The sequence below is a fragment of the Acinetobacter sp. NEB149 genome (assembly GCF_012516415.1).
GTDB classification, from domain to species: Bacteria; Pseudomonadota; Gammaproteobacteria; order Pseudomonadales; family Moraxellaceae; genus Acinetobacter; species Acinetobacter lwoffii_V.
Genome location: NZ_CP051208.1, coordinates 369,275 through 383,854, shown reverse-complemented (window position 1 = coordinate 383,854; position 14,580 = coordinate 369,275). Strand labels below are relative to the sequence as shown.

The following is a 14,580-nucleotide window of genomic DNA, read 5'->3' as shown; positions in this document are numbered from 1 at the left end:
AATGAATGCTTTAGAAAAAGCACACTTAATTAAAGAACTACATGGACTGGCGCAGCAACTGGAGCATAAAGTCCTGCCTTTCTATGAAATTGCCCGTTCTAAAAAAAGGATACGCGATATTTTTAATCTGTGTGATGAGCCTATTTTCAAGACCCAGATTTCAGCATTTAAGGCCCGCACTCAACCTGAACTTGTTGCTTACCAATTTTCTGCTAATACGTCTTATCATCTAAGCTTTCGTGGCTATTTCACCGAAATCTTAGCACTGGAACAAGCACTGTCTGCCCATCCGGATTCAGGCTGGGCAGTTTTACATCATCCTGAACGTGGCTGGCAAATTTGGCTGATTCCGGCTCCCCAATCTCCTGCCCTGCACAGCCAATGGGCTGAATTGCAACACTGCTATATCTGGCTGTTGCAACAACAGCAACGATTTTCTTGCCTGAAACAGGATCCACCCTTGATCGTTCCAGCCTTATCCTTACACGAAGCTGAAACCAGCTGCAATTCTATGGAAACAACCAAATATCATCAGGGACGGCCGCGCGCAAGAATTCATGCACTAGAATTAAATCGCTTAGATGAGTCAACCAATCAAATACTAACTGAACCCAAGGAACTAAATCCTCAACTAAAAGCTGAAACGACAATTCAGCAAGAACAGATCACAGTCTCCGAATTGATTCAATTCCCTGTACAGATCCAACTGGGCAAACTAAACGCTCATGTACACCCTTTAGGTTTAGAAGAAACTAATATCCAGCGACTCTGTGCTTTAGAATTGGGGCACAATATCGAGCATCCTGCCTATCTGGATATCGCACTGTATTATGCAGCAGAAGATAACTGGCAGGCACGTCAGGTTTATTTGGTTGAACAACTGAATCTGCAAGGCCAGTTTGTTAAATATCTGATGCTCTTGGGGGTACCGAGTCAGTTACAGGCTCACTATTGTATTCAACATTGGCTGACCCATCATCAACGCCGGGCTGCTGCGATTAAATCACTGGCGTGGTCTGTTATTAGCACCAGTTTCATGCAACTCGAGCGCTTTTCAACGGCTTACTTGCAGCACGCTGAAACAGTCTGGACACAGCCAGATTACTATCCATTTATATCCACCCAGTTTATTCAGAAACAGAAATTTATTTCGTTTCAAGAAGCTGCTGCGGATTTTTCTACTCCAGTGCTCTTGCTACAGGAACATCAAAAAATCCGAGTGATTCATGGTGAAAAACGCATCTCTCTCGCCGAGGATGAGCTGGCCTATCCATACATCTTTCTGCAACGCGACAAACAGCTAAATTGGCAGAATATTCACAATATTATTTTAACAATGCCGCAACCGATTCAAGTATTGGAGCTTTATCGGGAAATTCAGGCTCAAATGATTGAATAATTGCTGTTATTTTGTAGCTTTAACTTGCTTTTTAAGGCCGTTTTTTAGAAAACTACAGCTGAATATAAGAATACAAGAGCAACAAATATCTCATGCAAATAAACAGGATTACTCAAATTTTACTGCTCTCTCTGGGCTTAGGAATGAGTGGTAGCATGTCTTGGGCAAATTCAGTCACAGCTGCTTCTGCCAGTTCAACAAATACAGAGCCAAGCCGATCAGGCTTGCTGGATCAGATTCCACGTTTGATCGATGCAACACCGACGGTTCTGCCAGAGCAATCAAGTGTCGCCATCGTTCCATCCACACTAGAGACAGAAAATTATTCATGGGCGGATCAAAAACAGAAAGGCATCCGCGAATGGGCTGATCGTACTGCACATAAAATTGATAACTGGTTTGGTGAAACCGATCCGGATCAGCCAGCTGCAGCTACATTACGGATCATTTTAGATAATCGCTGGGATGAATATGAAGGCTATGAGATTAAGCCCCGAATCCGCGGTAAGATCAAACTTCCGACCTTGGAACAAAAGCTGAGTGTGGTGTTTGGTGATGATAGTCTGGACAATGAATTAGACAGCAATGTTGCGATTACCAATGAAAATCCTGCCACTTCCGGAGATAAACGTCTGGATACTAAACGTGCCCGTGAAGATAACAGCTCTTTTGCCTTACGTTGGTCTGAATGGTCAGATCGTATTCCTTTTGAAACCGATCTGGATCTGGGCTTACGTTCTGGAGATGATATTTACCTACGCGTCAAAGCCAGTAAAGATTGGACACTAGAAAATGACTACTCTTTTCATGCCGAACAGATTTATCGCTATGGTATTCAAAGCGAAAACTATTTACGGACCAACCTGGAACTGATTCATGCCCGTCCCAATCAGGCCTTTTTCTCTAATCAGCTCAGTCTGACTTATGCCGATGATCAAGACGATGATCTCACTTGGGACAACTACACCTTTAGGCAACATCAGTTTTTTCAAGACAACCGTTTTAGTTACGGCATTTATACCGGTGGTTATCTGAATGACAAGGATCTGCGTCTTAATCGCTGGGGCCCTTATGTGTCCTGGAGACAACCTTTTTTACGTGAATGGTTTTTTGTCCAGACTGACCTGAACTATTTGAATGATCATCGCGAGGATCGTAATCACTATGTTGGGGCTTTGGTACGTTTAGAAGCGTTGTTTTAAACTGACTGATACGAGAAAATAATAAAAGCCCATCATTCATGGGCTTTTTTCAATATTACTGAGGCAATCAGCGTGGCAAGTATTAGCTGGTTTTATTCAAGATAATACGATCACTGCGTAGCACACGTTTTTGCTGCAATGAGGATTGTTCCATCACCGGCATATTGAAGCGAATATGATCGCTACGTTGTACACGTTTCGGTTTTGTTACGTTTACTTTTGCTGTTTTATAAAAGCTAATGCGATCTGTGCGTACCACTTTTCCTGCAGCAGGTGCCGCTAGACTAAACTGGCTCATCGACATCAGGATTACAGCGCCCATACTGATCATCAGCTTAGATTTCATAACATTCTCTCTCTTTGCTTAATGATCGCAATTATAAATTAAAAATTAATTAATAATCCAAAATATAGATTTATGATTCGAAGGTATTTTTTTATTCTCTCTATCGTTTTTCCAGATCATTTCTAGAAATGAAAAATGAAGCAGGCATAAAAAATCCCTCCGAAGAGGGATTTTCTCATTCAACACATCAGCAGTTAAGCAAGCAGCAAGCTATTAATCCGCTTGACATATTCAGCAGGATTTTCTGGTAATCCACCTTCTGCAATCACTGCCTGGTCAAAGATCACATTGGCCAGATCATCAAACTGCGCCGAGCCATCCAGTTTTTTCACCAACGGATGTTCCGGGTTGATTTCCAAAATCGGCTTGATATCCGGCACAGGTTGGCCTGCATCTTTCAGCATACGAATCAGCTGCGGAGACAACTCACCTTCTCCAGTCACCAGACAAGCCGGAGAATCGACCAGACGCGTCGTCACCCGCACTTCTTTGGTCTTGTCTTTTAATGAATCCGTCAACTTATCCACCACCGGTTTAAACTGGGCTGCGGCGTCTTCAAGGGCTTTCTTCTCTTCGGCATCCTGAAGGTCACCTAAGTCAACTGCACCTTTCGACACGTTTTGCAAAGGCGTACCATCGAACTCATTCACAAAGTTCATCGCCCATTCATCCACGCGTTCAGTCATCAACAGAACTTCAATGCCTTTTTTCTTGAACAGTTCCAGTTGCGGTGAATTTTTCGCAGCATTCAGGCTATCTGCAGTCACATAATAAATGGCTTTCTGGCCGTCTTTCATGCGTGCTTTATAGTCTGCCAATGACGTGCTAACTTCATCATTGGTCGAAGTCGCATAACGCAGCAGTTTCAAGATACGTTCACGGTTACTGAAATCTTCACCCAAACCTTCTTTCAATACTGAAGCAAATTCCTGATAGAAAGTCTTAAAGTTTGCCTGATCTTTTTCATCTTCAGATTTAGCCAGATTATCCAAAATGGTCAGGATACGGCGGGTATTGCCTTCACGGATGGTTTTTACATCACGGCTTTCTTGCAGTAATTCACGACTCACGTTCAATGGCAGATCGGCACTGTCCACCACACCCTGTACAAAGCGCAGATAGTTTGGAATCAGGTTATCTGCATCATCCATAATGAACACGCGTTTCACATACAGTTTGATACCAGCTTTGGATTCACGGGTGAAAATATCATGTGGCGCTTTGCTTGGAATATATAATAACTGGGTATATTCAGTGCTGCCCTCAACCCGATTATGCGCCCAAGCCAATGGCGCTGCGAAATCATGGCTTAAGTTCTTGTAGAACTCGACATACTGCTCTTCAGTGATTTCAGACTTGTTACGAGTCCATAATGCACTGGCTGAGTTAATGGCTTCCCACTCATCGGTTTTGACATATTGGCCACCTTTAGACGTTTCACCTTCAGCCGCTTCTTCTTCCTGCCAGACTTCTTTTTGCATCTGGATTGGCAGGCTGATGTGGTCTGAATATTTATTGATAATCTGCTTCACTTTATAGCTTTGCAGATAATCCAGCGCATCGTCACGCAAGTGCAGAATAATATCGGTACCACGACTTTCTTTAGTGATCTGTTCAACTTCGAACTCACCGGTTCCGCCACTGATCCAGCGTACGCCTTCAGAGACATCTGTACCGGCACGACGGGATTCTACCATGATCTTGTCAGCGACAATAAAGCCGGAATAAAAACCGACACCAAACTGGCCAATCAACTGGGCATCGGCTTTTTGATCGCCGGTCAGTTTGGACATAAAGTCTTTGGTGCCTGATTTGGCAATAGTCCCTAAATTATCAATGGCTTCCTGTTCGCTTAAGCCAATCCCGTTGTCTGAAATGGTAATGGTTTTATTGTCTGCATCCAGACTGACACGAACGCGCAGATCAGGATCATTTTCATAAAATTCGGGATGGTTAATCCCTTCAAAACGTAATTTGTCACATGCATCTGAGGCATTCGAGATCAATTCGCGTAGGAAAATTTCAGGGTTTGAATAAAGCGAATGGGTCACGAGATGTAGTAACTGAGCCACTTCAGCCTGGAAACTATGTTTTTGTGCGCTAGACTCGCTCATTAATCACTCCTTTTATTTTAAATACAGGTCAATACTGTTGCCTATATGAATGGAGTGAGTTACTAAATTTTCAATAGCCAGTTGTATATTTTTTCTCAAGATACTTTATAAAGGATCGTTTGATCTAAAATGGCTTGCATTTGTAAACGCTTAATAAGGCCCGAGCTTATAAATACGTTGAAATTGCAGGTCTATTTGCTGCTGGCGCATATTATAGACCTGGCTCAGACAGGACACCGATTCCTGACAGCGGTCACGAAACTGTAGCCATTTTACCTGATCGCGCTGGATCACCGAGCGGGTTCCCATAGGCACCATACGACGCAAAATATGATAGCTGGTACTCATCTTGACATCGGCATCATTCAGCAGACGATGTTCACAAATCGCTTTCTCTGTCACGGTTTCAGCTTTCTGACAATCAAAACTTGCCGCATAGGCAGACCCTGCCAGCAGGCTGAAGAAGATCACAATACCTTGGCTTAAAAACTTCATGCTGATCTTCCTTATTATTCAATTATTAAGTCGTATTCAATTAATATTTACTTTATTCGTTTTAATAATATAGTTGAACATTGCCGATCTGCTCAATTTCAATAAGTTATAAATCGTTGTTATTTTGAAAAAAAAGCCTCATTCAAGATGAGGCTTTTTTGTTGAGCAAGGCTAGAATTTAGAACTTGTAGCTATAACCGATCGTATAAACCCAAGGATCAATATTCAAGTCGAATTTAGTATTATCAGCATCATCTAAAGTCACTTCAGGACTCAAATCTGCATAGCGCACGTCAGCAAATACTCCCCAGTTTTTGGCATCGGCTGGCTGATAATTAAAGCCGACTTGACCTGCCAAACCAAACTCTTCTTTCACGTCTTTAGCCAGACCTTCTTCATCCCAAGCAATAAAAGCTGTGCCACCTACGCCAATATATGGTGTAAAGCGTGTTGCATTTTTAAAGTTATATTTAGCGGTAATTGTGGGTGGCAGATGTTTGATCTTAGCCACCTTACCTACACCTTGAAGAGAAATGTCATGGTTAAACGGGGTAGCCAATAATAATTCTGCCGAGATATTGTCATTAAAGAAGTATTCAACCGATGGCGTAAAACCATATTCCTGATCGGCTTCTACGACTAAACCTGGTGCAATTTCAGTGTCACTTGATGGTGCTAAAGAACTGGCACCGACTTTCACCTGCCATTGACCTGCCATCGCAGATGCAGAAAGACCCATTAATGCAATTATAGCAGCTTGCTTTAACATTTTAAAATACCCCACAGAAAGAATAATTATTAAGAAAATAAATCTTAATTAATAATAAACACGAGGGAAAATAATATGCAATAAGTATTATAAAACTAATTTTTAATTATTATTTAAACTACTGATTTAAAGAGTTATTTATTTTAAATTGACTGAATTAGTTGGTTTTAAATACCGAGTATATTAATCAGATAAATATGAATTTATTCAGACTAAAATAATCAGGTTTATATTAATTTTTATTTAAACATATATTTTAAATACATCTTATTATTTATTTTAAATTCAGATAAATCTGCTCCAATAGATATCAGAGCAGATTGAAATTGACTTACAAAACCATGGCTGCAATCCAGCCAAAAATCATCAACGGAATATTGAAGTGAATGAAGGTTGGAACCACACTGTCCTTCATATGGTCATGCTGACCATCCATATTTAAACCCGAAGTTGGGCCTAGAGTTGAATCTGACGCTGGAGAGCCGGCATCGCCTAAAGCCGCCGCAGTCCCGATAATGGCAATGGTCGCAGCCGGACTAAAACCAAACTGGATACACAGCGGAACATAAATAATCGCTAGAATGGGAATGGTTGAGAAAGACGAACCAATGCCTAGGGTAATTAGCAAACCAATCAACAGCATCAGAAATGCGGCCAGTGCCTGACTATCACCAATCCAGTTCACTGATGCTTCAACCAAGGTTGGTACCTGATTAGTCGCTTCAATCACCGCGGCAAAGCCTTGTGCTGCAATCATGATAAAGCCAACCAGCGCCATCATGCGCATACCAGTAATGATCACATCATCGGCTTCTTTCCATTTGAAAATGCCAGCACAACTCAGGATCGCGACACCGACCAGACCGGCCAGAATCATCGAATCTGAATAAAGCTGTACCGCCAATGTGGCAATAACTGCAAGACCTGCCATCCAGATGGTAAATTTGGCAATCTGCGGTTTAACCTGCTCAGCCACACCCAATTCAGCAGAAATACTTTGCTGTTCCTGGATATGAATATCTTGATATTGACGTGGTTTGCGATAGCTAATAAAGATCGCCACCAATAAGCCTACAAACATCCCGAATACTGGAATTGCCATCGCAGATGGAATCTGGTCATAGCTAATTTCAAATCCGTATGGCTTACCAAAGGTATTGATGTTATGACCTAGAATATCATTCAGGAAGATCGCACCAAAACCGACTGGAATGAGCATATAGGTGGCGACCAGACCAAAGGTCAGCAAACAGGCAATCAAACGACGGTCGAGCTTTAAATGGTTAAATACAGCCAATAGTGGCGGAATCAGTACCGGAATAAAGGCAATATGCACGGGAATAACGTTCTGCGAGAACACGGCAGCAATAGCAACTGTGAAAAAGATCAGATATTTCACCCGGTTTTGCGCTTTAAAATCGGCCTCACCTTTTAAGGTACTGATCATTTTATAAGCCAGCAAATCCGGTAAACCCGAACGTGCCAGAGCCAAAGCAAATGCACCTAAAATACCGTAAGCCAAGGCAATTTTAGCACCACCACCCAAGCCATTGTTAAACGCGTCCAAGGTTCCCTGCAGGCCTAGACCTGCCAATAAACCACCTGTAACAGCACCAATAACCAGGGCAAAAACCACAGGTACACGTGCCAACGAGAGTCCGAACATGACTCCAATAGCAGCAAGAATTGCGAACATAATGAATCGGAATAGAGAGAAAGCGGCTATTTTATCAGAAAATACGGATAAAAATTCCGCCACTTTTTTCTGGTCGGGTCATGTTTCACGGAGTGGCCTGTCAATGAATGTCAGCAGATTTACGCTGAATAAACTCATCAATCAATTGAGCCACTTGCTCCGGTTGACTCAGGATCGCCCAGTGATTGGCAGCCAGTTCTACTTTGGAGAAATCATCCACCCATTTGGACATCTCATCGACCAGATCTGGCCCGACAAACTGGTCATATTTCAGCACAATTGCCTGTACCGGACAGATGGCAAAACGCTGCCGTGGTTGAGCTAAGCGTGGCAAAAAATTGGCCCGATACAGGTTCACACCATATTTGCCATCTTTGACAATATGCGGGTTGAGTGGCAGATCATCGTGTCTTTCTAGTTGCTGCACGATCTTGCCCCAACGCTGCGGATTAAAAAAATTCCAGGCCAACGGCGCCACTAAAGGCAACTGAAACATCGCGATATACCAAGATTTGCTCATTTGCTTTAAAAATTTTGCTTTGTTTTGCTGGAACTGTTCACGCATCCAGAAAGCGGCATGATCCAGACATGGCCCAGATAAGGTGCTATAAGACAGAATTCGCCCTTTAAAGCGTGGATCGGTGACAGATTCCCAGGACTGAATTGAGCCCCAGTCATGCGCAGCCAGATGAAAAGCTCGATTCGGCAATACCTTATTCACCACCTCTTCCAGATCCTGACTTAAACGGGCCAAGCGGTAATCGGAGATTTTTTTGGGAATACTGGACTCCCCTGCGCCACGGACATCATAAGTCACCACAAAATAATCCTGACTCAAATGAGCAATGACTGGCTCCCAAACTGCTTGATGATCAGGATAGCCATGAACCAGTACCAAGGCTGTTTGTTCGGGTTGTCCATAAGTTTTGACACAGAGACACTGCTGATCCGTGGTATCGACCCATTGCACTTGTGTTTCCATCTTTTGATCCTGTTTTTATTATTGACCACTTAGTTTATAAATCGGCATGATTGATCAATGCCAGCGCATTTTTGTTGCTCTAGTATGCATAATCACAGCCGTAAAAAGAATGTCAGTATGAGCCTATTCCAGAAAATTCAAAAACTGCCTCTGGTTTCAAAATTTATTCTGAACCGTTATGCCCCTTATCGTGGTGCAGGCATCGAAATTGATAAGATTGATTTTAATAATTATCATGTTCGGGTCAAAATGCCGCTGACCCGTAAGAACCAAAATATTGTCGGTGTGCATTTTGGTGGCAGCCTGTATTCGATGGTTGATCCCTTTTATATGTTATTGCTAATGCATCATTTGGGGCCGAAGTATCTGGTCTGGGATAAAGGCGCCAGCATTCAGTTTTTGGCACCGGGTCGCGGCACAGTGGTGGCGGATATTCGGATTTCTGCTGAAGAAATTACCACGATTATCAATCTGGCGGCCGATAATGCGCCAGTGTATCGACATTATCAGCTGAATATTTATGATGAAGCCGGGGTCAGAATTGCTGAGGTAGAGAAAACGGTCTATATCCGGCGGAAACAGAGCAAAGGGAAAATTAACGCTCCTAAATAAGATAAAAGCGCCACATTGGCGCTTTTAAATCTAGATGAATCTGAAGTAACTTTCGACTTAACGACGACGGTTATCCTGTTCAATCGCAGCACCGGCACCACCACCGATTGCACCACCAATTGCAGCACCCGCATTACCACCGAAGATGCTTTTACCGACTGCTGAACCAACAGCACCACCTACACCACTATAGGTCGCATTACGGTTTGAACCGCCTTGGGATTTACTACCCACTGCCGCACCGGCACCACCACCCACAGCTGCACCAACGCCACCGCCGACTTTATTACCGACACCACCACCCACTGCACCACCAAGGGCTGCAGCACCGATCCGTTGCTCATTGGCAGACATACTTTCACAACCCGCCAACATAAAGATGGAAAGAGTGGCAACTGCCATAACACCCATTAATTTTTTCATGACCTTGGCCTTCCTGTCTTGCTTTATTTAAGCTTATCTTCATTTTATGAAACTAAAATCTGTAGCGTGTTACTTCTCTCGGTATTCCTGCTGAGTTTTGTAAATATCAATGGATTATTCTTCTGTTCAAGATGTCTTATTTATAAATTTCAGACAAAAAAAGACGCCCGAAGGCGTCTCTTTTCTCAGCTTTAACTCGAATTAGAATTCTTCGTTAAATGCCTGGCTAAGCGCTTGGTCTACATCAGAGAAATCATTGTGCAGTTCAAATTCTGCAGCTTCTGCTTCTTGACGACGACGCTCCAAGTGGTAAGCCAAACCTGTACCCGCTGGGATCAGGCGACCTACAACCACGTTCTCTTTCAAGCCGCGTAAGTCATCTTCTTTACCTGTTACAGCCGCTTCAGTTAACACACGCGTGGTTTCCTGGAACGATGCAGCAGAGATGAACGAGTCAGTAGAAAGCGATGCTTTCGTAATACCCATCAATTGACGTTCAAACTTCGCAGGGAACTTGTTTTGTGCAAGAACTGCTTGGTTTTCTTGAACAACGCGGATGTAATCCACTTGTTCGCCTTTGATGAAGCTAGTATCGCCGCCATCAGTGATATCAACTTTACGCAGCATTTGACGTACGATGACTTCAATATGCTTGTCGTTGATTTTTACACCTTGCAGACGGTATACATCCTGAACTTCATTCACGATGTAGTTTGTAAGCGCAACTTCGCCTTTCAAACGCAAGATATCGTGCGGGTTCTGTGGACCATCAGAAATAGTTTCACCACGGTTCACATGTTCGCCTTCGAACACGTTAATCGTACGCCATTTCGGAATCAACTCTTCATAAATCTCAGAGCCATCATCCGGCGTAATCACCAGACGGTTCTTACCTTTGGTCTCTTTACCAAAGCTTACAACACCCGACACTTCTGCAAGGATTGCGTGCTCTTTCGGCTTACGTGCTTCGAACAAGTCAGCTACACGCGGCAGACCACCGGTAATATCACGGGTACGTGAAGTTTCTTGTGGTACACGACCGATGACATCACCGACACCAATCGTTTCGCCATCACGAACAGAAAGAATCGTGTTCTGTGGCAGGAAGTAGAACTGTTCGCCACCATCAACGGTATCTAACACAACAGCAGGACGCAAATCTTTACCTGACGCAGGACGTGAAGTCACTGGCAAGATTTCGATGGTTGACATACCTGTTGCATCATCAGTTTTAGAAGTAACCGTCACGCCATCAGCAATCTGGCTGAAACGTACTTTACCAGCAACTTCTGTTACCAATGGATGTGTATGCGGATCCCAAGTCGCCACAATACCGCCTGCTTCTACAGCTTCGCCATCTTTCAGCAAGATAGACGCACCGTAAGGAAGTTTATAGCGCTCGCGCTCACGACCTAAATCATCCGCAATACCGATTTCGCCTGAACGTGAAGTCGATACCAAGTGACCTTTGGCATGTTGTACTGTTTTCACGTTGTGGAAACGTACTGTACCTTGGTTACGAACCTGTACGCTGTTTGCAGCAGAAGTTCGGCTTGCAGCACCACCGACGTGGAAAGTACGCATCGTTAACTGTGTACCTGGCTCACCAATCGATTGAGCTGCCATTACACCAACAGACTCACCCGGGTTCACCTGGTGACCACGTGCTAGGTCACGACCGTAACATTTCGCACATACACCGAAGGTAGACGCACAGTTCACGACTGAACGTACTTTAATTTCGTCGACACCTTGACTTTCGATAAACGTCGCCAGTTTCTCGTCAATTAAAGTATTACGTGGAAGCAGAACTTCGTCTGTACCTACACGTTTCACATCTTCAGCAACCACACGACCCAATACTCGTGCACCCAGGTTCTCGATTACATCGCCACCTTGAATGAACGGAGTCATTACCAGACCGTCATACGTACCACAATCTGGCTCGGTAATGACCAAGTCCTGCGCAACGTCTACTAGACGACGCGTCAAGTAACCAGAGTTCGCAGTTTTCAGTGCTGTATCGGCCAAACCTTTACGCGCACCGTGTGTCGAGATGAAGTACTGAAGTACGGTCAAACCTTCACGGAAGTTCGCTTTAATCGGCGTTTCAATGATCGAGCCATCCGGCTTCGCCATCAAACCACGCATACCCGCCAACTGACGAATCTGAGCTGCCGAACCACGGGCACCCGAGTCAGACATCATGTAGATCGAGTTGAATGATTTTTGCTTCTCGTCTTCACCCTGTTTGTTCTTCACAGTGGTAAAAGACAAGTTGTCCATCATCGCTTTAGCAACCTGGTCATTGGTACGCGCCCAAATATCGACCACTTTGTTATAACGTTCGCCGGCAGTTACGAAACCTTGTTCGAACTGTTGTTCGATTTCACGAACTTCAGCTTCCGCTTTACCAATAATTGCTTGTTTTTGCGGTGGAATAACCATGTCTTCCATACCGACAGATACACCTGAACGCGTCGCTTGACGGAAGCCCAAGTACATCAACTGGTCAGCGAAGATAACAGTATCTTTCAGACCCAATTTACGGTAGCAAGAGTTAATTAATTTCGAGATGTTTTTCTTGGTCATCTCAACGTTAATTTGCTGGAAATCCATACCTTCAGGTACAACTTCCCAAAGTAGGCAGCGACCAGGCGTCGTATCTACAATAATAGTTTGCTGTTCACGGTTACCATCTTCGTCGATCACAGTCTGGTGTACACGTGCTTTAACGCGAGCGTGTAGATCAACCTGACCTGTTGCCAATGCACGGTTTACTTCGTGAGTATCCGCGAACACCATGCCTTCACCTTTGGCATTGATTGCATCACGCGTGATGTAATACAAGCCCAAGACAACGTCCTGAGACGGTACGATGATTGGCTCACCGTTCGCTGGAGACAAGATGTTGTTCGTTGACATCATTAACGCACGAGCTTCAAGCTGAGCTTCAAGTGTTAATGGTACGTGTACCGCCATTTGGTCACCATCGAAGTCGGCGTTAAACGCAGCACATACGAGTGGGTGTAGACGGATCGCTTTACCTTCAATCAGGATCGGCTCAAATGCTTGAAGACCCAGACGGTGAAGGGTTGGCGCACGGTTCAACATCACTGGATGTTGACGAATCACATGAGCAAGAACATCCCAAACCTCTGGAGTCTCGCGCTCAACCATTTTCTTCGCAGCTTTAATGGTGGTTGCTTGCCCAGATGCCTGTAGTTTCGCGAAAATGAATGGCTTGAACAGTTCAAGGGCCATTTTCTTCGGAAGACCACATTGGTGCAAACGTAGGTTTGGACCAACAGTAATTACCGAACGGCCAGAGTAGTCAACACGCTTACCAAGTAAGTTTTGACGGAAACGACCTTGCTTACCTTTGATCATGTCTGCCAAAGATTTAAGCGGGCGCTTGTTCGAACCGGTAATTGCACGACCACGACGACCGTTATCCAACAATGCATCTACAGACTCTTGTAACATACGTTTTTCGTTACGTACGATGATGTCTGGCGCTGCAAGGTCAAGAAGACGCTTCAAACGGTTGTTACGGTTGATCACACGACGATAAAGATCGTTCAGGTCAGAAGTCGCGAAACGACCACCTTCAAGTGGTACAAGCGGACGAAGGTCTGGTGGAAGAACTGGAAGTACAGTTAACACCATCCATTCTGGCTTGTTGTTCGAATCGTTGAATGCTTCCATCAACTTCAAACGCTTAGACGCTTTTTTCAGCTTGGTTTCTGAAGTTGTAACAGGAATTTCTTCACGAAGACGCGCAATTTCAGCTTCAAGATCGATGTCTTTCAACAAGTCTTGAACCGCTTCAGCACCCATTTTCGCTGTGAATTCATCACCGTGTTCTTCTAAGGCATTGAAGTATTCTTCATCGTTTAGAAGTTGGTATTTCTCAAAAGGCGTCATACCCGGATCAGTAACGACATAAGATTCGAAATACAATACGCGTTCGATATCACGTAGCGTCATGTCTAATAATAGACCGATACGGCTAGGCAATGATTTCAAGAACCAGATGTGTGCAACTGGAGATGCCAGCTCGATATGACCCATACGTTCACGACGAACTTTCGCAGTTGTTACTTCAACGCCACATTTTTCACAAATGACGCCTTTGTATTTCATACGCTTGTATTTACCACACAAGCATTCGTAATCTTTCACTGGACCAAAGATTTTGGCACAGAACAAACCATCACGTTCAGGCTTGAACGTACGATAGTTAATGGTTTCTGGCTTTTTAACTTCACCGTGAGACCATGACTTAATCATTTCTGGTGACGCAAGACCAATACGGATGCGGTCAAACTCTACAGGAGCATGACCGTCTGAATCCGTCTTTTTGCGCATGATATCGAGCAAGTCTTTCAATTTTTTTCTCCGTGTGTTGTGGAGATTTTCACTCAACAACTGGGTCACAAATATTGTTTTTTAACTGAATTTTAATCCCCCTCAGTCCCCCCTTTGTTAAGGGGGAAGCCCCTCTTTATCAAAGAGGGGTTTAGGGAGATTCAATGGAAC

The 14,580-nt window shown here is 43.9% G+C and carries 11 protein-coding genes; 3 read left to right on the top strand and 8 right to left on the bottom strand.

The genetic code is table 11. The features are described from left to right. Nucleotide 1: 1 nt before the first annotated feature. Entirely contained in the window at nt 2-1,399 is a 1,398-nt protein-coding gene (locus tag HGD77_RS01795; protein WP_004729320.1) for a hypothetical protein, read from the top strand. A 92-nt stretch (nt 1,400-1,491) separates the two neighbouring features. Beyond that, a complete protein-coding gene (locus HGD77_RS01790) occupies nt 1,492-2,601 on the top strand; it encodes a hypothetical protein (RefSeq protein ID WP_004729318.1) in 1,110 nt (369 codons plus the stop codon). A gap of 82 nt (nt 2,602-2,683) precedes the next feature. Here HGD77_RS01790 and HGD77_RS01785 read toward each other — a convergent pair whose 3' ends face one another. The 6 genes from HGD77_RS01785 to HGD77_RS01760 form a co-directional block, all read right to left on the bottom strand. Next, entirely contained in the window at nt 2,684-2,947 is a 264-nt protein-coding gene (locus tag HGD77_RS01785; protein ID WP_004729317.1) for a hypothetical protein, read from the bottom strand. A 194-nt stretch (nt 2,948-3,141) separates the two neighbouring features. Continuing rightward, nucleotides 3,142-5,061: a molecular chaperone HtpG gene (gene htpG, locus HGD77_RS01780; RefSeq protein WP_004729315.1), complete on the bottom strand. Its 1,920-nt coding sequence runs from the start codon at nt 5,059-5,061 to the stop codon at nt 3,142-3,144. 150 nt (nt 5,062-5,211) lie between these two features. Beyond that, the gene (locus HGD77_RS01775; protein WP_004647317.1) at nt 5,212-5,556 is read right to left on the bottom strand and encodes a lysozyme inhibitor LprI family protein; all 345 of its coding nucleotides are present in this window, start codon (nt 5,554-5,556) and stop codon (nt 5,212-5,214) included. Nucleotides 5,557-5,734: 178 nt separating this feature from the next. Next, nucleotides 5,735-6,325: an OmpW/AlkL family protein gene (locus tag HGD77_RS01770; protein ID WP_004647316.1), complete on the bottom strand. Its 591-nt coding sequence runs from the start codon at nt 6,323-6,325 to the stop codon at nt 5,735-5,737. A gap of 331 nt (nt 6,326-6,656) precedes the next feature. Continuing rightward, on the bottom strand, nt 6,657-8,021 hold the full coding sequence (locus HGD77_RS01765) for a Na+/H+ antiporter family protein (RefSeq protein WP_004729313.1): 1,365 nt from the start codon (nt 8,019-8,021) through the stop codon (nt 6,657-6,659). Between the two features lie 100 nt (nt 8,022-8,121). Continuing rightward, nucleotides 8,122-9,003, bottom strand: a complete 882-nt coding sequence (locus HGD77_RS01760) for an alpha/beta fold hydrolase (protein ID WP_004647314.1) — start codon at nt 9,001-9,003, stop codon at nt 8,122-8,124. A 117-nt stretch (nt 9,004-9,120) separates the two neighbouring features. On the opposite strand from HGD77_RS01760, the gene HGD77_RS01755 reads away from it, so the two are divergent. Further along, on the top strand, nt 9,121-9,615 hold the full coding sequence (locus HGD77_RS01755; RefSeq protein ID WP_212749939.1) for a DUF4442 domain-containing protein: 495 nt from the start codon (nt 9,121-9,123) through the stop codon (nt 9,613-9,615). 57 nt (nt 9,616-9,672) lie between these two features. Here HGD77_RS01755 and HGD77_RS01750 read toward each other — a convergent pair whose 3' ends face one another. Both HGD77_RS01750 and rpoC read right to left on the bottom strand, forming a co-directional pair. After that, entirely contained in the window at nt 9,673-10,038 is a 366-nt protein-coding gene (locus HGD77_RS01750) for a hypothetical protein (RefSeq protein ID WP_004278608.1), read from the bottom strand. A gap of 201 nt (nt 10,039-10,239) precedes the next feature. Then, nucleotides 10,240-14,430, bottom strand: coding sequence for a DNA-directed RNA polymerase subunit beta' (gene rpoC / locus HGD77_RS01745; RefSeq protein ID WP_004278609.1), 4,191 nt, complete (start codon nt 14,428-14,430; stop codon nt 10,240-10,242). Nucleotides 14,431-14,580 lie beyond the last annotated feature (150 nt).